This is a genomic window from Nocardia yamanashiensis, from assembly GCF_021183565.1.
Classification (GTDB): Bacteria; Actinomycetota; Actinomycetes; order Mycobacteriales; family Mycobacteriaceae; genus Nocardia; species Nocardia yamanashiensis.
The window spans coordinates 2,526,962-2,546,125 of the sequence record NZ_CP089226.1 but is presented as its reverse complement, the minus strand read 5'-3'; the positions used below and the strand labels follow the sequence as shown (position 1 = coordinate 2,546,125).

The window sequence follows — 19,164 nt, the reverse complement described above, 5'->3', positions numbered from 1 at the left end:
CTTTCCGGGTTGTGTCGAAACCAAGGACCGGGTGGTTCCCGGATTCGTGACGGCGGCTGTGATACCTTGGCCGACTTACGATCTCGTTGTGACGACGTCGTCGGTGAGCAGCCGTTCCAGGCCCACCACGGCGCCACTGCGTGCGGCCTCGAGGAATGCGCTCAGCAGCCGGTCTCGGGCTGCTCGAGGCACCGGTTCGCAGCGAGGTCCGCCCAGATGCGTGCGAGCGCGCCGCCCGAGCTGGCGGGCATTGGCCTCACTGATCCGAAGCCGCTGGGCGATATCGCGGAAGGGATAATCGAACGCCTCACGGAGAACAAACACGGCCCGCTCCATCGGCGAGAGCCTTTGCAGCAGAAGCAGAACCGCCTGTTCGAGATCGGCTGATCGTTCGGTCGCCCGCGCGGGGTCCTCGGCGTCGAGCACCTGCCCCGGCAACCAGTGATCGACCGAAATCTCCCGGCGCGCCCGAGCCGAACCGGCGGCATTGAGGGTCAGCCGGGTGGTGATCGTCACCAGGAACGCGACCCGATCCCGGACGACGGCCCGATCCGCGCCCTGCCAGCGCAGCCACACATCCTGTACGACGTCTTCGGCATCGGCCGCCCGGCCCAGTACGCGGTAGGCGATCCCGAACAGCCGCGGCCGTAGGCCCTGGAAGTCCGTCACGTACCCGCTCGGCTCCGGCGGGAGGGGGCGCGGCGAAATACTCGCTTCGGATGGGACGGTGAGGGTGCTCGACGGGCACATTGCGTCGTCCTTTCATCTGGCCTCGACCGCCCTCCGGCTCGGCGATCTCGAGGAGCGGCTGCTGAGCCGCCCTCTCACCGTCGTCCCGGCCGGGTCCTGCTCGCGCCCTTGGCAATCCCGGGCGGACCCCCGGGGATACCCGGGCCAGGGACACGTGCCCGGCGCCGCAATGCCCGGGGCATGCTCGGAGGCCGAGGCTCGGATGAGATCATTAGCGGGCCTAACGTGGACGTGGTTGGGCTCCTTCGATTCGGCGGTGATGGTTGATGTCGGGCGGCAATCCGCTTCGTGGACTGCGCGGTAGGCGTGGCGAATGTGAGTCGCTGGAACGATTGCTCGCCGAGGCCGCATCCGGCCACAGCCAAGTACTGGTGCTGCGCGGCGAGGCGGGCATCGGCAAATCCGCGTTGCTCGAATATCTGGTGCGAGGCGCGATAGGGTGCCGGATCGCCCCGGCGACCGGCGTCGAATCCCAGATGGAACTGGCCTTCGCCGGACTGCACCAGCTGGCGGCGCCGATGCTGAGCCACCTCGACCGGCTGCCCGAGCCGCAGCGGGACGCGCTCGCGGTCGCGTTCGGACTGCGCAGCGGCACAACCCCGGACCGCTTCCTGGTCGGATTGGCGATGCTCAGCCTGCTGGCCGAAGTCGCCGAGGACACGCCGCTGGTCTGCGTGATCGACGACGCGCAGTGGCTGGACCAGGTGTCCGCGCAGACGCTGGCTTTCGTCGCCCGCCGTCTGCTGGCCGAAAGGGTGGCGCTGGTTTTCGCGGTGCGAACCCCGGCATCCGACGACGATCCGCTGGCCGGTCTTCCCGAACTCGTCCTGCGCGGCCTGCGTGACAGCGACGCGCGCGCCCTGCTCGCGGCGGCGGTCCCGGGCCGGCTCGACCAGCGTGTCACCGATCGCATCGTTTCCGAAGCCCGCGGTAATCCCTTGGCGCTGCTGGAATTACCGCAAGGACTGACCGCCGCGGAGCTGGCCGGCGGGTTCGGCCGCCCGGATGCGCAACCGGTGGCCAGCCAGATCGAGCGAAGCTTCCTGCGACGCATCGTCGCACTGCCGGCACCGCCGCGCCGGCTGTTGTTGCTGGCCGCGGCCGAGCCGGTGGGTGATGCCGCGCTGTTGCGCCGCGCGGCCGCGCTCTTGGGCATCGAATCGGATGCGGTAGCGGCGGCGGAGATGTCGGGACTGATCGAACTCGGTGCGCACGTTCGTTTCCGGCATCCATTGGTGCGATCGGCGGCGTACCGGGCGGCCGACCCGAGAGAGCGTCGAGAGGCGCACCGCGCGCTGGCGGAAGTGACCGACCCGGCGGCCGATCCGGATCGCAGGATCTGGCATCTGGCCAATGCCGCGGTCGAGCCAGACGAGGCGGTCGCGGACGCGCTCGAGCGCTCGGCACAGCGTGCGCAGGCCCGCGGCGGGATCGCCGCGGCGGCGGCCTTCCTCAGGCGGGCGACCGGGCTGACACCCGATCCGAGCAAGCGGGGTGAGCGTGCGGTGGCCGCCGCACAGGCCGCGTTCGAAGCCGGAATCCCCGACGCGGCACACGAACTGCTGGCCACCGCCGAAATGGGCCCGCTGGACGAAGCCCAGCGCGCACGGGTCGCGCGGCTGCGGGCCCAGATCGTCTTCGCGCGTCGACGAGGCGGTGAAGCGCTGCCGTTACTGCTCGATGCGGCGGCCCGACTCACACCGTGCTACCCCGATCAGGCCCGCGCCGCGTATCTCGAGGCGATCGGATCGGCGGTCTTCGCCAGTCGTCTCGTCCGGCACGGCGAATTGCGGATGGTGGCGGAGAAGGCGCTGGCCGCGCTGCCGGACGCGGGCGCGCCGGACAACCCGGCAGACGCGCTGCTCGCCGGTTTGGCGACGCGGTTCGCGACCGGCTACTCCGCGAGCGCCGCGTCATTGCGGCGCGCCCTCCACGCATTCTGGGAGGGCGGGGGAGCCGATGCCGAGCGAAGTATGCGTTGGCTCTGGCTGACCTGGCCGACGGCCACAGAACTGTGGGACGACGAGAGCTGGCAGGAGTTGTCCACCCGGGCGGTGCGGGCCGCTCGGGAAACCGGAGCGCTGAACTTCCTCCCCCTCGCGCTGAGCTACCGCGCCGGGGTGCACCTGCACGCGGGCGAATTCGACATCGCCGCAGTACTTGTCGAGGAATCCCGGGCGCTGCTCGAGGTGACGCGAAACTCTCCGATCATGTACACGACCTTGCTGCTCGTGGCCTGGCGCGGGGAGGACGCGCAGGCGCCCGCGCTGATCGATACCGAGGTCGCCCTGGCCGCCGCCTGGGGTGAGGGACGAACGCTTGGTGGGGGCCATTACCTGCATTCGCTGCTCCACAACGGACTCGGCCACTATCGAGCCGCGCTGAGCAGCGCGCAGCAGGCCGCCGAACACGACGACCTCGGCATGCTCGGATTCGTGCTGCTCGAGCTGGTGGAGGCGGCGGCCTACGCCGGAGACCATGTTGCGGGCGAGACCGCGGTCCGGCAACTCACCGAACGCGCCGACGCCAGCGGAACAGATTGGGCACAGGGCGTTTCGGCGCGATCGCGCGCCCTGCTCAGCGAGGGCGAAACCGCAGACCGGTTGTACCGTGAGGCCATCGAGCATCTGGGCCGCACGCGAATCGCGGTGCACCTGGCGCGGACCCACCTGGTGTACGGCGAGTGGCTGCGGCGCGAGCAGCGGCGGGCCGAGGCCCGAGCGCAATTGCGGACGGCCTACGAGATGCTGAATCGTTTCGGCGCCAAGGCGTTCGCCGAGCGTGCCCGCCGGGAACTGCTCGCCATCGGAGAATCGGTGCGCCACAGCACGATCGAAGCCCACGCGGCATTGACCGCGCAGGAAGCCCAGATCGCGCGGCTCGCCGGTGAGGGCCTGACCAACTCCGAAATCGGCGCGGAGCTGTTCCTCAGCGCGCGCACGGTCGAATGGCATCTGCGCAAGGTGTTCGGCAAGCTCGGGATCACCTCACGCAAGGAAATCCGCGGCGCACTGGAAAACTGATCCGGGGCCGGGGCCGTCATGCCATGCCCGTGGCCGTTTTCGAATGGCAGGCGCCCGGCGGCGGGTGGGACCAGCCGCGCTCTGCTTGACGCGTACTCCGTGGGGGAGCCGTCTGAAACCCGGTATTCCGTGCTCTTACCTCGTGACTCGACCGGGCGCCTGCCGAGAACAAGGACCACCCGGCCGACGCCGATGTGACACCCGCGCCGACCGGTCGCGTGGTCACCAGAGCTGGCCGCCCGGCCGAACGACGATTTCGTTGACTGCGATGCGGCGATCGCGGGTGACGATATAGGCGATCGAGTCCGAGATATCCTCCGGCCGTAGTCGTTCCGGCCGACCCGCAGCCTCGCGCGACCTGTGCCGGGCGGCGGTGTCCACCAGTCCGGGAGCCACGACACTCACTCGCACGCCCTCCGAAAGCAGTTCCTGGCGTAGTGATTCGGTGAACCCGTTGAGACCGAATTTGGTCAGGTGGTAGACGCTGCCCGCCGGCCGCGCGACCCGCCCGGCGGCCGAGCCCACGTTCACCAGATCAGCCACTCGCCGCGGCGAGGTCGCGGCCGCGTCGATCAGGTAGGGGACAGCGGCGTGGGTAACGTGCAGCAGCCCCGACACATTGAGTGAGATCATCCGGTCCCACTCCTCGATCGGCGTGTGCAGCGCCGTTTCCAGCACCATGGTGCTGGCGCTGTTCACCACGATGTCCAGACGCCCCAGCCGATCACAGGCCTGCTCCACCGCCCGGTACGCCTCGACCGGGACGGTGAGATCGGCCGGCACCGCGACGGCGTGCCCGCCCTGTGCGGTGAGCTCGTCCACGAGCCGGGCCAAGCGTTCGCGGTTGCGTGCGATCAGGGCGACCGCCGCGCCCTCACGGACCAATCGAGCCGCGGTCGCCGCGCCGATGCCGCCGCTGGCGCCGGTGACGAGCGCGGCGGCTCCACGCAACGGCTGATCTGACATCACTGCCTCATCTCCCTGGGTCGAGGACACCCGGCGCCATGAACCGGTGCGATCAGACTCGGGGATCCGGGCTGCCGGTGGCCCCCGGGAGACACCCTGGTTCTCTCGGACCAGGGATCGCGACACGGGTGCGGAAGGTCATCGCGAACGCGTCGAAGCGTCCACCGGTGGCCTCAGTCGGCAACGGGCAGGGCCCCGCGCAACTGCCGCCGGGAAGTGATCGACAACTTGGTGAAGATCTTTCGCAGATGCCATTCGACGGTGCGCGGGCTGAGAAACAGCCGGGCGGCCACCTCCGGATTGGACAGACCTTCACCGACCAGTACCGCGATCTGCCTTTCCTGCGGCGTCAGATCCTCACCGGTAACCTCGACGATCCGTTTCTGGACCTTCTCGCCGCTGGCGAGCAGTTCGCGGCGGGCGCGTTCGGCGAAGGCCGTCATGCCGATCGCGTCGAACATCTCGTAGGCGGTGCGCAATTGGTGCCGCGCGTCCACCCGGCGGGATTGCCTGCGCAGCCATTCGCCGTACAGCAGGTGCGCACGCGCCAGCTCCGGGCGCATGAGCGTCCGGCTCAGCCTTTCGACGGCCTCCCGGTACTGGTCGTCCGCCTTGACGCCGTCGGACAGCAGCGCCCGGCAGCGCGCCAGAATCCCCTGCGCCCAGTCGGTTTCGGCCGCCGCGGCGGCATCGGTGAGCCGGTCCAAGGCGTCGTTCGCGGCCCGGTCGTCACCCACCCGGACCGCCGCTTCGATGAGCTCCGGCAGCACCCACACCGATACGACCAGCTGAGCGATCCGGGTGCTGGCCTGGGCCGCCGACAACGCGTCGTGGTAGCGGGACAGGCCGTTGTAGAGGACCGCGGCCGCCCATTGCGCGGTGGTGACTCCCGTCAGCTGGCCGTCGGCCGCGGTCTGTTCGATGGTGGCGGCGATGAGGGCCGTGGCTTCGGACTCCTTGCCCTGCATGGCGGTCAGGATGAGCGTGGTGTACGGCGCGAGGGGGATGCCGGTCGCCGCCGCGATGCCTTCGGATTCGGCGACGATTCCCGCCGCGGCCGTGAAGTCGCCGATCAGCGACGTCGCCGCGCCGAGCGAGGCGAGATAGATCGGCAGCTCGGTCAGGATTCCGGCGGTGCGCACCGCTTCCGCTGCGCGCGTGTAGGTTTCGATCATCACCCGCTCGTCCCAGACCGCCGGACTCAGTCCGCAGGCGGCCCAACCCCATTTGAGCAGGTCCGCTACAGGTAGATCGACGAGCGCGGTCATCGCGCGCCGCAGCGGTCCGATCGCGGTGCCCCGGCCGGCGGTGCCCAGCAGCGCGCAGCCCTCGAGCACCAGGTCGATCGGCCGCGGATTCGCCGGCGGGGCCGGAAGTTCCCGGATCACTTCGGAAATCGCGGTGAGGCTCGCGCTGTCGGCGGCGCCCCACGCCGCCGCGCCCCAGGCCAGCAAATAGGTTTCGCGGGCCAGATCGCGGTCGAACGGTTCCAGCCGCCGTGCCGCTGCCAGCAGGATCGGCGGCGCTTGATCGTTGAATCCGGCGGCTTGTGCGATCCTGCCGCGTACCAGTTGTGCTCGGGCACGCAGCAATTCGGTGCCCACCTCCATGTCGGCGAGATCGACCAGCCGGCGCGCCACATCCAGATCACCGGCCCGGGCACTGGCATCGGCGGCCGCGACCGCCCGCTCGGCGCGGCGCGAGGCATCGGCGGTCAGGTCCACCGACCGTCGCAGGAACGCGGCCGCGGCGGCCAATCCGCCCCGGGCTTGCGCCCGATCGGCGGACCGTTCCAGTTCCGCGGCGACGGTCTCCTCCGGTTCCGCCGCGGCCGAGGCCAGATGCCAGGCTCGACGGTCCGGATCGACCTGCGGATCGGTGACTTCGGCCAATGCACGATGCACCGCCCGGCGATCCTCTTCCGCGGCAGCGCGATACACCGCCGAGCGAACGAGCGGGTGCCGGAACGTGACGCGGATGTCGAAGGACAGTAGTTCGTCGGTCTGTTCGTCGAGTGCCGCGGCCGGGGTGACTCCGAGCCGCTCGGCGGCGCGCCACACCAGCGCGGGATCACCCACCGGTTCGGCGGCCGCGATCAGCAGCAGCAGCCTGCTGGGCGCGGACAACTCCTCGATCCGGGTCAGGAAGCTCTGCTCGATCCGTCCCGGCACGCTGTCGGTGGGCAACAGCCCGTACCCGCCCGCGAGGTCGGTGACGGTGTGCTCTCGTGGAAGTTCGAGCAGCGCAAGGGGATTGCCCCTGGCCTCGGCCACGATCCGATCGCGAATGCGGTGATCGAGCCGGGCAGGAGTCGCCGTGTCGAGCAAGGTGCGAGCGTCGGTTTCGTTCAGTCCGGTGAATTCGAGCTCCGGCAATCCGAGAAGATCATGGGACCGTTGCCGGGCCGCGAAAACCAGGGCGACCGATTCGGCCAGCAGCCGGCGGGCTACGAAACCCAGCACCTGCGCCGAGGCCCGATCCATCCATTGCGCGTCATCGATCACGCACAGCAGCGGGCCGCTCTCCGAAGCGTCCGAGAGCAAGCTCAGCACCCCCAACCCGACCAGGAACCGTTCGGGAGGAGTGCCCGCCCGCAGCCCGAAAACGGTTTCGAGCGCGTGCCGCTGCGGCTCCGGCAGGGCTGTCAGCCGATCCAGCACCGGCACACACAATTGATGCAGGGTGGCGTACGCGAGCTCCATCTCCGACTCGACACCGACCGCCCGCATCACTCGCAGATCGGTCGCCACACCTTCCGCGTAGTCCAGCAGCGCGGATTTGCCGACGCCCGCCCCGCCGTGCAAGACCAGTACCCGGCTCTCACCCGTGCGGATCGCTGCGACCAATCGATCCAGGGCAGCCGATTCCGGTCCTCGTCCGACTAACTCGACCTGCCCCCGAAACGCCACTCTCGCCTGCCTTCTCCACGGTGGATCCGAGCCGGCCGGCTCCAGCAACCACAGAGTGATCATCCTGTCTTGAAATGCTCCAGTTTGGAAGAGCGCGACCTGATCACGAACTCGGGATCGGTGCTCCGAGCACGATCGGCGTGACGAAAGGCACTTGCCGAGCGTCGACGTCTGCGGACCCACCAGGAGCGAGAACGACCGTAGGCCCTGCTGCGTCCCACAGCGGACCCGCCGCCCAGATCGGGGCTGTCACCAGCGTCACGATCGCCATGGTGATGAAGGCAACCGCCCAACGCGGATTCCGGAACATCATTCTCTCCACTTCGAGTTCGACACGCGCAGCCCAGATCGGAACTGCGGCATCAACCAGAGTCGCGCGCCCGCACAACCTCTCGCGCCTGGGAATCCCACTGGCCTCACCCTGGGCGCGTCCCGGGCCGATCGGCGGCGCGGCTCGCCCACGTGGTGGCGGACCAGCGGTTTTATGGGATCCGTAAGGGAATCGCCAGAGCGATCACCCTACGGTCGGCTCTGTTCGGAGCGGGCATCCGGCCTGCTGGACGGGGGATAATGAAGCGAATACTGCTGGTGCTCGGAGCATTCGGGATTATTGCGGGCTTGTCTACCGGGACCGCTCAGGCAGACAGCTTCTCCGGGAGCACCTCCGGGAGTTGTTCCGGGACGGTGGGTAGTTGGGGGTTCTTTTATGCATACACCTATCAGTACGCATTTATCTCGGCGGGCACGATCGAGGACGAGGTTCATGACTTCGCATTCGATGGATTCTTGTCCGGGGCCGAGAACGCGCGCCTGCTCAACGGCAAGCAGCGCACCTGGATCGTTTACCGCACGGGCGATTTCGACCTCGCGGTGCCGTACGTGAGAGGGGCGGGGCTGTTCGTCCGTGACAACCGAGATCCCGATGACGAGTGGATCAAGCTGTGCAGCTATTGATGCCTCTGCGCCGGCCAGCTTCTTGACTGCCATTCAAGAAGTCTCTACGGTTACCGCAACCCCCTTCTTGGATGGCGTTCAAGAAGAGTGATGGTGGAGCGGAGGACGCGAGTCATGGAAATCAGTGAGCCTGCCGAGCGGCGCGAGGCGGTGGCGGTGCGGCGGCGCGAGGTCTCGTTCCGCTCCGGTCAGGACGAGTGCGCGGCATGGTTGTACACCGCGTCTGATCTGAACGGCCCGCGCCCGATGGTGATCATGGGGCACGGGCTGGGGGCCGTGCGGGAGATGCGTCTGGATGCCTTCGCGCAACGGTTCGCCGAGGCGGGGTGGTGGGTGCTGGTGTTCGACTACCGGCATCTCGGGGCCAGCGGCGGAATGCCGCGCCAGCTGCTCGATATCGGCCGGCAACGTGCCGATTGGCATGCCGCCCTTGCCTTCGCGCGCACACTGCCGGACGTGGATGTCGAACGGATCGCGTTGTGGGGCAGCTCTTTCGGAGGCGGTCACGTTCTTCAGGTCGCCTCCGAGGACACCGGTATCGCGGCGGTCGTGGCCCAGTGTCCCTTCACCGACGGACCGGCGTCGCTGCGCTCGCGTATCCAGGCCGGCCCGTTGAGTGTGGTAGCGCTGACCGTCGCCGGCATTCTCGATACGGTCGGTTCCTGGTTCGGTGCCAAGCCGATCCTGTTGCCGATGGCCGGAACGTCGTGGATGCCCGCGTTCGTCGCCTCACCCGACGCCCTCGCCGGTGCTTCGGCACTCCTGCCCGCGGGGACCCGGCTCTCGTGGCGCACCAGTGCGGTGCTGAAGCGGCTGCCGTCGGTGCGGGCTCAGGTGTCGAAGAACATCGAGCTGACCGAGAACGATGGTGGCCAGGAACCCGTCGCTGCGGTGGGCCGCGACACCGTGTGGGGTGTATTGCGCGGCCCGGACGGCGAATTCGATGCCGCCAATGCCCTGGCCGCACGGTTGGCACTGCGCCTTCCGCTCTATCGGCCCGGTCGCGCGCTGGCCCGCTTCAGCACTCCGACGCTGCTGTGCGTCTGCGACAACGACGCGGCCGCGCCCGCGAAGACCACCGAACGGCGCGCGCAGGGCCTGGCGCACGTGCACGTCCAGAACTATCCCTGCGACCACTTCGACATCTATGTGGACGAGCACTTCGAAGGCGCCGTGCGTGACCAACTCTATTTCCTGGCAACACAATTCGACTACACCGCACACCACGCAGTAGACCGCCCCGCGGGTCGGTACTGATCGGGCAATCACCCGGCGGCCGCGGCGAGACCGCGAGCACTGTTGAGCAGTGTCTCGATCACCGCGCGCCGCTGGGCCTGCTCCGCCGGATGCGTCAGCAAGCCCTCGACAACGAAAACGCCCATCGTGACCAGCGGATCCACCTCGTGGCCGGGCACGCCGAGCTCGATCAGCTCCGCCCGGAACAATCCCTCGGCCAGCGCGTGGAACTGCTCGTGCCATTCACCGATGGCCGCGGACTCGGCGGCGCGCGTGTGCACCGTGCTCACCAACCGGCCCAGCTGCTCCAATTCCCCGACCAGCCACAGCAGCCGATCAGCCAGGCTCGAGTCCAGAATGTCGCTGTAGGCGGCCATCGAGTCGGCCAGAACCGCTTCCAGGACCGCGATCAAGACCGCGTCCTTGTCCTGGAAGTACCAGTACAGCGTGTTCGACACCACGCCGGCGTCGCGAGCGATCCGCGTCATCGACGCCGCGTCGTATCCCTCCTCGACGAACAACCGCCGAGCAGCCACCACGATCTCCGCACGCTTCTCTTCCCGATCCTGCGGACGTCTGTTGCGAGGCATCTCCAGTCCTGACCTAGTCCCGGCCCCGATGCTATCTTGACCGACCCCCAAGAACGATGCCGGTGCTCGGGACGGTCAGCGAGAACGTGCGTATTCGCGTTCCGCACTTGCGCGTTGGCGCGCACGCAGTCCGTTCACCAGGGCCAGGAGCACACCGGCGCCGACCAGGATCAGCCCGCGCAGCCAGATCTGTCCGTCGATGCGCGTCGCCAGGAACAGGCAGGATGCCAATCCGAGCCACGGTATGACGGTCGGGATTCGGAAGTGGCCGGGTTCGCCGGGTTCGCGGCGCAGGATGAGGACCGAACAGTTCACCGCCGCGAAGACCACCAGGAGCAGGAGTACCAGGGTTTCGGCGAGGGTGGCGACCTCGCCGGTCAGGGCCAGCATCAGGGATATCGACGCGGTGACCAGGATCGCGACCCACGGGGTGCGGCGCACGGGCAGCACGCGGGCCAGCGCGGCGGGCAGCAATCCGTCGCGAGCCATGCCGTAGGTCAATCGTGACGCCATGATTCCGGTCAGCAGCGCGCCGTTGGCGACGGCGACCAGCGCGATCACACTGAACAGCCGATCGGGCACCCCGCCGGCGATCCGCACCACCTCGAGGAGCGGTCCGCTGGATCGGGCCAGTTCTTCGGTGGGCACTGCCGCGCCGGCGACGACACCGATGAGGATGTAGACGACGCCGGCGGTGCCCAGCGCACCGAACAGCGCCGTCGGGTACGAGCGGCGGGGATCGCGGACTTCCTCCGCCAGATTCACCGAGGTCTCGAAGCCCACGAAGGAATAGAAGGCCAGTACCGTGCCCGCGAGCACCGCGGACATCACGCCGCGGTCCGGGGTGCCGATTTCCGTCAACCGGCCGGGGTCCCCGTCCCCGCGGACCATGATCCATATGCCCAAGCCGATGATCAGCACCAGTCCGCTGAGTTCGATCAAGGTCGCTAAGACATTGGCGCGCAACGATTCTCGGATACCGCGGATATTGAGCGCCGCCAGAGCGAGGAGGAAGACGACCACCACCAGCGGTATCGGCACCGTGATGAGAGCCTGGAGATAATCGCCGGCGAACGCCCGGGCCAGCGCGCCCACCGATACGATGCCGCCGGCCAGCATGCAGAAGCCCACCAGCGACCCGGCCGCGGGACCCAGCGCTCGAGTGGCGTAGTGCGCTGATCCGCCCGCCCGCGGATACTTCGTCGCCAGCTCGGCATAGGAACCCGCACTGAGTGCCGCGAGGACCAGGGCGATCAGCAACGGCAGCCAGACCGCGCCACCGGACACCTGCGCGACCGAGCCGACCAGCACGTACACCCCGGCCCCCAGGACGTCGCCCAGGATGAAGAAGTAAAGCAGCGGGGTGCTCACGGCGCGATTCAAGGGAGTGGACACACCGAACGCATACCCGTCCGATCGGTGCCGAACCGACCGCGAGCAACCGCTCGGCTCAGCCCCAGCCGATCCGAGCGTCGCGGGATGCAGGTTCGTGGTCGGCCGAGCTACGCCGCGATCTGCACCACGATTTTGCCTCGCGTATGTCCACCGGCGACGCGGGCGAGCGCATCGTGGACGTGCTCGAGCGGGAATATCGCCTCGATGGCCGGACGCAACTGGCCGGCCTGGACCAAGCGGGAGAGGGCGTCGAGGCGCTGCCGATCGACGTGGGCCGCGAAGGTCTCTCCGGTGATTCCGCGATCCAGCTCGCCTAGCGGAGCCTGGGCGATGATCGAAACAGCGTGGCCGCCATCGCGGATCGTGGTCAGGGCGCTGTCGCGGGTCTGTCCTCCGGTTCCGTCGAACAGCAGATCGACGCCGCCCGGGACCGCGTGCCGGACCTGCGCAGCCCACTCGGGATCGTGATAGTCGAACACGTCGGAGGCGCCCAAGCCGCGCAGGTAGTCGTGGTTACCGGAACTGGCGACCCCCAGGACGCGGGCGCCCACGGCCGCCGCGATCTGCACCGCGCTGCTGCCGACGCCACCCGCCGCGCCGGTGATGAGGACCGTTTCACCGGCCCGCAGCCGTCCCTTGTCGATGAGTCCCTCATACGCGGTGCCCGCGCCTATCACCAAACCCGCCGCCTCGGGGAAATCCAGTGCGGCGGGCATCGCGGCCACCCGGGCGGAATCGACGAGCGCGAACTCGGCGAGCCCGCCACCGGTCGGAAAGGTCGTTGCGTAAACCCGTTGTCCCGGTTGGACTTCGGAGCCGGGCTCGGCCGCTTCGACGACACCGGAGAGCTCCTGGCCCGGAACGAACGGCGCTGCGAGCCCTGGGAAACCGCCGCTCAGCATTCCGACATCCCACGGACCGACGCCCGCGCAGTGGACTCGTACCAGTACCTGCCCGGCTGCCGGTTCGGGCGGAGTCGGCCACTCGGTGACGGTGAGCCCGTCGATGCCGGTCAGATCCTGCGCCACGGCAGCTCGCATGGCTTCCTCCATTTCCGTAGGCGGACAGCTTCTCCGGTAGGCGGATACCAGCTTGTACGAGTCGCCGGACCTCGCGCCGTAACCGCGGCACTCGCGGTGTGTCACGGAGATCGTCTCGCGATGGAGAACAAGCGCGGCTCCGGTGGCGGGGTCTCGGCCGTGCCCGGCCTCACGTATCAGCGCTGCCGGCATCTTCTCCATGCAGGGTCGCCGACAGGGCGTAAGTGGCAACGCGGTGGATCACCGGTCGTGCTTGCTCGCGACACTTCGTGGACGCTTGGATCAGTGTCGTCGTGTGTAGTTCGGGGCCTCGGCGGTCATGGTGATGTGGTGGGGGTGGCTTTCCCGCAGCCCGGCGGATGTGATGCGCACGAGTCGAGCCTGCTGGAGTTCGGCGATCGTTCGTGAACCGGTGAAGCCCATTCCGGCACGCAGTCCGCCGACCAGTTGATGCGCGACGTTCGCCAGTGGACCGCGGAAGGGGGTTCGGCCCTCCACGCCTTGAGGTACGAGGCGATCCTCGGAGAGCACATCGTCTTGGAAGTAGCGGTCTTTGGAATAGGACTTGCCTTCGCCGCGGCCTTTCATCGCGGCCAGCGAGCCCATGCCGCGGTAGACCTTGAATTGCTCGCCGTTGACGAACACGAGTTCGCCGGTGGATTCGGCGGTGCCCGCGAGCAGGCTGCCCAGCATCACGGTACTGGCGCCCGAGGCGATGGCCTTCGTGATGTCGCCCGAGGATTGGATCCCGCCGTCGGCGATCACCGGGATTTGCGCGGCCGAGCAGGCAAGGTACGCCTCGTAGATTGCGGTGACCTGCGGCACGCCGACCCCGGCGACGACGCGGGTGGTGCAGATGGAGCCGGGGCCGACTCCTACCTTGACTCCATCGGCTCCGGCGTCGATCAAGGATTGAGCTCCGGCCCGCGTGGCGACGTTTCCGCCGACGATGTCGACGGAATCGCCGAGATCCTTCTTGAGCCTGGCGACTGTGTCGAGAACGTTGCGCTGGTGACCGTGCGAGGTGTCGACCATGATCACGTCCACGCCGACGTCCGCGAGCAGCATGCCGCGCTGATAGCCGTTCTCCTCCACGCCGACCGCGGCGCCGACCAGCAGCCGTCCACTGGAATCCCTTGCGGCTGAGGGGTACTGGTCCGCCTTGGCGAAATCCTTGACGGTGATCAACCCGGTCAATCTGCCGTTGCCGTCGACGATCGGCAGCTTCTCGACCCGGTGTGTGTCGAGGAGTTCCAGCGCGGTCTCGGGCGAGACGCCGACCGGCGCGGTGACCAATGACGCGGTTGTCATCACCTCACGAACCGGTCGTTCACGGTCGCGCTGAAAACGCATGTCGCGGTTGGTGATGATGCCGATGAGGACGCCGTCCCCATCGGTGACGGGCACACCGGAGATACGGAACTGTTTGCAGAGCGCATCGACCTCGGTGAGGGTGCTGTCCGGCGAGCAGGTGACCGGGTCGGAGACCATGCCGGCTTCGGAGCGTTTCACGATCTCCACCTGCCTGGCCTGATCCTGCATCGAGAGATTGCGATGCAGCACCCCGATCCCGCCCTGCCGCGCCATCGCGATGGCCATCCGGGCCTCGGTGACCGTGTCCATGGCGGCCGATACGAGTGGAATGTTCAGGGTGATGTTGCGCGACAGTCTCGTCGTCGTATCGACGCCGCTGGGGATCACATCCGATTCCGCGGGGAGTAACAGAACATCATCGAAGGTCAGTCCCAGCGACTCGAACTTCTCGGGTACTTTGTCACCGGCGAAACTGGTCGTCATAGGCTTTGCTGGCCTTCCTGATTGCTGCGGCGTGGGAGAAGATTTGAGCGCCAACAGTATTCGAACCCCGGTACTCGACTTTTCCTGGGGTGTAAGCCGGTAGTCCGCTCAGGTGGGCAGCGGACTTTGCGCAGTGCCGCATCGTGGTTCGCGCTGGTAGGCGACCATTCAATCGGTCGAGGTCTCCAGTGAGCCGGGCCCGGGATGCTCGATCACCCCATAGCCGCCGATACGAACCGTGGCCAAATGCACGACAGCCCATGCCAACTCCCAATACAGCGCACCACACGGATCATCCGAGGCACCCGCGCCGGACGTTGCGGCCTTGTCCTCGAATATCCGTGCTGCGTCGTCGGTGAACGCTCGAAAGTCGCAGTCGAAGGCATGCAGAGTGGCATTCAGCGACTCGGCGAGCTCGTCAGATGAGGGCGGCCGTGGGTGCGGCGGCGATGAGCCAGTTGCTGAATTCCGTTGCCAGATGCCATTGATGCTGATGGATGAGGCGGTTGGGTGTCGAAGCCGGGAACTGGACGGTGAGAAGTGCTTCGCAGGTGCCGTCGTTGTCGCGGAATTGGTGCCGGACGCCGCCGATGACCAGGCCGTCGTCGAGTACGGCGTGGCCGGCGATCTGGATGGGGTGGCGGGGGTCGATGGGGATGGTCAGGGTGTCGGAGGCGGTGTAGTCGACGAGGAATCGAGAGGCTGCCGGTGAGCCGCCGGTGGTTTCGACGACTTCCTGACGGCCGTCGGGGAGTCCGCGGAGCAGGTAGTGGTCCGGGCAGGCGTCGATCATGGCGGTTTCGTCGTTGGTAGCGGTCAGGTTGTCGAACCAGGCGGCGAATCGTTCGGCCGAGTAGCCATCGACCGCGAGGCGGGTGACGGCGTGTTTGGTGCGTCCTCGGCTGACGGCGACACTGGTGCGCGCGACCCGGTCGGAGAGTTCGAGTTCGCGTTTGAGCATCGCGAGGATCCCGGCGTGACCGAGCCCGGTCTTGATGGCGGTCAAGGTGGTTCGCTGTACGTCGAGAGGGGCGGCCAGGATCCGTTCCAAGGGGTCGGGTGTGAGTTCGGCCATTGCGCGCGGACCCAGCCGGTGGGCGAGCTTGCCGAGCACGGCTCGGTTCCTGCGTGATTCCCAGGCGCGCAACTGATCTCGTGAGATCGTTCTGCCGTCGATGATCGCGCGAACTTCGGTGTTCTTGGTCATGGTTCTTCCTTCTCATCGCGCTCAGTCGCGCGAGGTGTCCTGTACCTGCACGGTTTCGCCGCCGGGGCCGGTATGCCCGTGCCGGGCGGCGGCCAACAGGTTGAGCACATCGACGGCGTTCTCGAGGCGCGGTGAGGCCTCGGAGACCGCGGCGCCGAGTTGCTCGGTAACCCAGTCGCGCATGCGGTCCGGTCCTCGGCCACCGGCGACGAACCACAATCCACGGGCCGGCTCCGCGCTCTGGTTGACGTACATGTGCGGCCGAGTGGAGTCGAAGCACAGCGAGTCCCCGGCCCCGATGGTGTATCGGTCGAAGTCGAGCAGCAGCGTCAACTCTCCGGAGAACAGGTATCCGTATTCGGTTCCCTGGTGGCGCATCAAGGTTCGGTCGGCCGAGCTCGCGGCGCCCGGTTCGTAGGTCACCAACAGGACATCGACATCGGCGGCGGGGCCGACCGCGAGCCGTTCCCATCGAACCCCGTTCGCCATTTCGAGAACGGGGTTGTCCGCACCCCGCTGCACGACGCCGGGTGATTGTCGCGTGCCGTCGCGCCGCGATGCCGAGCCCGGTGACCCGGCCCGTCCCCGGTCGATGCCCAGCAGTTCGTCGAGTGAGGCGTCGAGCCGAGTGACCAGCGCGTACAACGTGCTGACCGATGGCTGTGACTTGCCGGTCTCGATCTGCGACAGCTGACTCGCCGAAATGCCCGCGGCACCGGCGAGTTCGCGCAGACCCAGCCCTCGAGCCAGGCGTGCCTGCCGAAGCGCCGGCCCCACTTTGTCGTGCATCCGCGAACCCCTGTTCCCGTACCCATGATCAGTATGTGTTCACTAGCATTGAACACTATTTGAACGCGAGGGTAGTGCCGTTCAGGCTGAAACCCTCTCGACAAGCCATGATTCCGTCAGGCGCACTAGAAATAGCTGACTGCTATTTCTATAGATGTTCAGTGTCGATGGACGATGCCTGTCTGGTATGCCTCCGCCGTGATCCGCAGCCCGATGTGCCCGAGATCGAGAATCACGGTTTGATAACGGCAGAATGGGTACTCCCCGGATATGACAGCGAGCAACGAAAGGCCTATGCACATCATCGGAATCGACTGGGGGACAGTGGTACTGGCGTTGTCGATCAGTCTTGTCCTGACCCTCGGTATCTCGGCGATCACGCGGTCGATCGGCACCGTGGTCATCGCCGGTGTGAGTGTGAGCGCCGGATTGGCGTTGACTCTGCTTCTGTTGCCGCGCTCGCGATAACCGCCACCGAGATCCATCGGCAGAGGTTGCTGCATGGTGGAGGTTCAAACCCTGGTACACGACGCCATCTTTCGCGGCTGGTCAGCGAGTCGAGTCAGACGACCTTGACTCGTATTCGCAGGGTGGTCGCGGTGGCGGAGCGTGCGATGAGCACGCGGCTTCCAGGCAGCGCGCGGCCGCCGGTCAGTTCGGTCAGGACCAGGGTCTGCTGGCTCGCGCAGTCGAGATCGGCTGCCAGGTCGAGGTTTCTGGCGGCGAGATCCTCGCAGGTGACGAGTTGGGTGGCCGGTTGCGCTCCCGTCCGGCCGTTCTTGATTTGGAAGATGGGGGAGTCGAGAGTGAATTCGGATGCCGGGCCGGTGAACGATCCGTCGAGTGTGCAGATGGGCAATCGCCTCATGTCGTGGCAAGTCGATGTCATCACGCTCAGATGCCAGTCGTCCGGGATGTGAGCTTGGAACAGGTTGATCATGCTGGTCCTGGCTTCGCTTTCGGACAGTTCCTCTCGCACGACGTCGGGGCCGATCAGAGATTCAGCCGCGCCGGCGAGTTCGGACAGTGCTAGGACAAGAACCACCATGACCATCGTGGCCATCGCCGCGAGGCCCAACAGCATGAAGGCAATCTTCCGGATACGCGATCTGACGAACGCGGTCGAACCATCTTGCCGCACAGCAAATCCCATCCGAGCCTCCTCGAATCGGATCCTACCCACGCATCCCGCGGCCGACCTTCGGCTAGCTCCGGTGCTACCCAGACCCGGGCGGTAGGGAATGTCCCCTCGCGCGGTGGTGGAGGGTGGCCGGTGTTAGTTTCGGGTTGTGAGTCTCCAGTCGGACGGTGGCGTCGAGCAGCGCTTGTCCGATTCGCCGTATGTCGAGCGGGTGTATCGGGCTGGGCCGGATTCGGGGGTGGTGGCGCCGCGGATGCGGTCGGTGGCGAATTCGAATTGGGAGCTTGTCGTTTGGCGGGATCGGGGGGAGACGCACGTTTCGGTTCGTGGGCCGGAGACCGGGCCTACGGTGTTGGAGTTGGGGTCTGGGATGGGGGAGACGTTCGGGATTATTTTCCGGCATGGGGCGTTTTTGGCGCCGATGCCGGTGTCGGCGTTGGTCGATAGCGCGGTGTCGAGTTCGTATACGACAGCGCGGTCGTTCGTGTTGCAGGGGGAGGAGTGGGAGATCCCGGATTACGGCAATGCCGAGGTTTTTGCGGATCGGCTGGTTCGGGCTGGGCTGTTGGTGCGTGATCCGTTGGTGACTGATGTGCTGCGTGGTGAGGCGGCGACGCTGGTGACTCCGCGGTCGGTGCAGCGGCGGGTGGCTGCGGCGACGGGGTTGACGCAGGGGGCGATTCGGCAGATCGAGCGGGCCAGGCAGGCGGTATTGCTGCTGCGGCAAGGGATTTCGGCGAGCGAGGTGGCGCAGCTGGCGGGGTATCACGACCAGCCGCATCTCGCGCGTTCGATGGTGCGGTTCATCGGGCGTACGGCTACGCAACTGCAGCAGGGCGATGACGAGGAGATGCTGTCGCTTCTGTACAAGACCGAGGTCGAGGTGCGTCCCTAGGTTTTGTGGTGTCGCCGGGACGCCCGGCACACCAGAGAATTCTTGGAAAGGCACGTCATGGCAATCACGCAGATCTACGTCAACCTGCCGGTCAGCGACCTGGACGCGAGCACGAAGGTGTACACGGCGATGGGCGGCACCATCAATCCGGATTTCACGGGGGACACCTCCGCCCAGCTGGTTCTCGCGGAGTCGATCATGGTGCAGCTGATGACGCGAGAAGCGTTCGCGGCCTTCACCAAGCGCGCCACCGCCGAGGGGCAGATCGAGGTGATCAATGCGCTCGGCGCCGAATCGCGGGAAGAGGTGGACCGCTTGGCTGACGCGGCGCTCGCCGCGGGCGCTACCGAACCCCGCGAGGTCCAGGACCTGGGCTGGCTCTACAACCGGGCGATCGAGGACCCGGACGGTCACACCTGGGAACTGCTGGCCTACAACGCCAATGCGCTGAGCGAGGACACCTCGTCCTAGG

Annotated in this window: 16 protein-coding genes; 5 read left to right on the top strand and 11 right to left on the bottom strand. The window is 67.3% G+C overall.

Going from position 1 to position 19,164, the window contains the following annotated elements; genetic code table 11:
- Positions 1 to 75: 75 nt before the first annotated feature.
- Positions 76 to 750: a sigma-70 family RNA polymerase sigma factor gene (locus tag LTV02_RS12290; protein ID WP_233040118.1), complete on the bottom strand. Its 675-nt coding sequence runs from the start codon at positions 748 to 750 to the stop codon at positions 76 to 78.
- A 266-nt stretch (positions 751 to 1,016) separates the two neighbouring features.
- On the opposite strand from LTV02_RS12290, the gene LTV02_RS12285 reads away from it, so the two are divergent.
- Positions 1,017 to 3,773, top strand: a complete 2,757-nt coding sequence (locus LTV02_RS12285; RefSeq protein WP_233040117.1) for an ATP-binding protein — start codon at positions 1,017 to 1,019, stop codon at positions 3,771 to 3,773.
- 222 nt (positions 3,774 to 3,995) lie between these two features.
- Here the strand turns inward: LTV02_RS12285 and LTV02_RS12280 are convergent, their stop codons facing one another.
- Both LTV02_RS12280 and LTV02_RS12275 read right to left on the bottom strand, forming a co-directional pair.
- On the bottom strand, positions 3,996 to 4,739 hold the full coding sequence (locus LTV02_RS12280; RefSeq protein ID WP_233040116.1) for an SDR family oxidoreductase: 744 nt from the start codon (positions 4,737 to 4,739) through the stop codon (positions 3,996 to 3,998).
- Positions 4,740 to 4,912: 173 nt separating this feature from the next.
- Positions 4,913 to 7,585, bottom strand: a complete 2,673-nt coding sequence (locus LTV02_RS12275; RefSeq protein WP_233040115.1) for a LuxR C-terminal-related transcriptional regulator — start codon at positions 7,583 to 7,585, stop codon at positions 4,913 to 4,915.
- Between the two features lie 633 nt (positions 7,586 to 8,218).
- Here LTV02_RS12275 and LTV02_RS12270 point away from each other — a divergent pair.
- On the top strand, positions 8,219 to 8,602 hold the full coding sequence (locus LTV02_RS12270) for a hypothetical protein (RefSeq protein WP_233040114.1): 384 nt from the start codon (positions 8,219 to 8,221) through the stop codon (positions 8,600 to 8,602).
- Between the two features lie 114 nt (positions 8,603 to 8,716).
- Complete coding sequence (locus LTV02_RS12265; protein WP_233040113.1) at positions 8,717 to 9,859, top strand: alpha/beta hydrolase; 1,143 nt, start codon at positions 8,717 to 8,719, stop codon at positions 9,857 to 9,859.
- Positions 9,860 to 9,867: 8 nt separating this feature from the next.
- Here the strand turns inward: LTV02_RS12265 and LTV02_RS12260 are convergent, their stop codons facing one another.
- The 8 genes from LTV02_RS12260 to LTV02_RS12225 all read right to left on the bottom strand — a co-directional run bounded on the left by LTV02_RS12260 (position 9,868) and on the right by LTV02_RS12225 (position 17,809).
- Positions 9,868 to 10,428 (bottom strand): TetR/AcrR family transcriptional regulator, encoded by a 561-nt coding sequence (locus tag LTV02_RS12260; RefSeq protein ID WP_233040112.1) that lies wholly within the window; start codon positions 10,426 to 10,428, stop codon positions 9,868 to 9,870.
- A 75-nt stretch (positions 10,429 to 10,503) separates the two neighbouring features.
- Complete coding sequence (locus LTV02_RS12255; protein WP_332909574.1) at positions 10,504 to 11,799, bottom strand: APC family permease; 1,296 nt, start codon at positions 11,797 to 11,799, stop codon at positions 10,504 to 10,506.
- 131 nt (positions 11,800 to 11,930) lie between these two features.
- Positions 11,931 to 12,863 (bottom strand): NADP-dependent oxidoreductase, encoded by a 933-nt coding sequence (locus LTV02_RS12250; protein ID WP_233040110.1) that lies wholly within the window; start codon positions 12,861 to 12,863, stop codon positions 11,931 to 11,933.
- Between the two features lie 282 nt (positions 12,864 to 13,145).
- A complete protein-coding gene (guaB, locus tag LTV02_RS12245) occupies positions 13,146 to 14,660 on the bottom strand; it encodes an IMP dehydrogenase (protein ID WP_233041557.1) in 1,515 nt (504 codons plus the stop codon).
- A 418-nt stretch (positions 14,661 to 15,078) separates the two neighbouring features.
- Entirely contained in the window at positions 15,079 to 15,867 is a 789-nt protein-coding gene (locus tag LTV02_RS12240) for a hypothetical protein (RefSeq protein ID WP_233040109.1), read from the bottom strand.
- A 21-nt stretch (positions 15,868 to 15,888) separates the two neighbouring features.
- Positions 15,889 to 16,656, bottom strand: coding sequence for a cupin domain-containing protein (locus LTV02_RS12235; RefSeq protein ID WP_233040108.1), 768 nt, complete (start codon positions 16,654 to 16,656; stop codon positions 15,889 to 15,891).
- A 158-nt stretch (positions 16,657 to 16,814) separates the two neighbouring features.
- Positions 16,815 to 17,141 (bottom strand): hypothetical protein, encoded by a 327-nt coding sequence (locus LTV02_RS12230; protein WP_233040107.1) that lies wholly within the window; start codon positions 17,139 to 17,141, stop codon positions 16,815 to 16,817.
- A gap of 77 nt (positions 17,142 to 17,218) precedes the next feature.
- Positions 17,219 to 17,809: a hypothetical protein gene (locus LTV02_RS12225; protein WP_233040106.1), complete on the bottom strand. Its 591-nt coding sequence runs from the start codon at positions 17,807 to 17,809 to the stop codon at positions 17,219 to 17,221.
- A gap of 358 nt (positions 17,810 to 18,167) precedes the next feature.
- On the opposite strand from LTV02_RS12225, the gene LTV02_RS12220 reads away from it, so the two are divergent.
- Complete coding sequence (locus LTV02_RS12220; RefSeq protein WP_233040105.1) at positions 18,168 to 18,692, top strand: helix-turn-helix domain-containing protein; 525 nt, start codon at positions 18,168 to 18,170, stop codon at positions 18,690 to 18,692.
- Positions 18,693 to 18,749: 57 nt separating this feature from the next.
- Positions 18,750 to 19,163 carry a VOC family protein gene (locus tag LTV02_RS12215; protein ID WP_233040104.1) on the top strand — a complete coding sequence of 138 codons (414 nt, stop codon included), beginning with the start codon at positions 18,750 to 18,752 and terminating at the stop codon, positions 19,161 to 19,163.
- Position 19,164 lies beyond the last annotated feature (1 nt).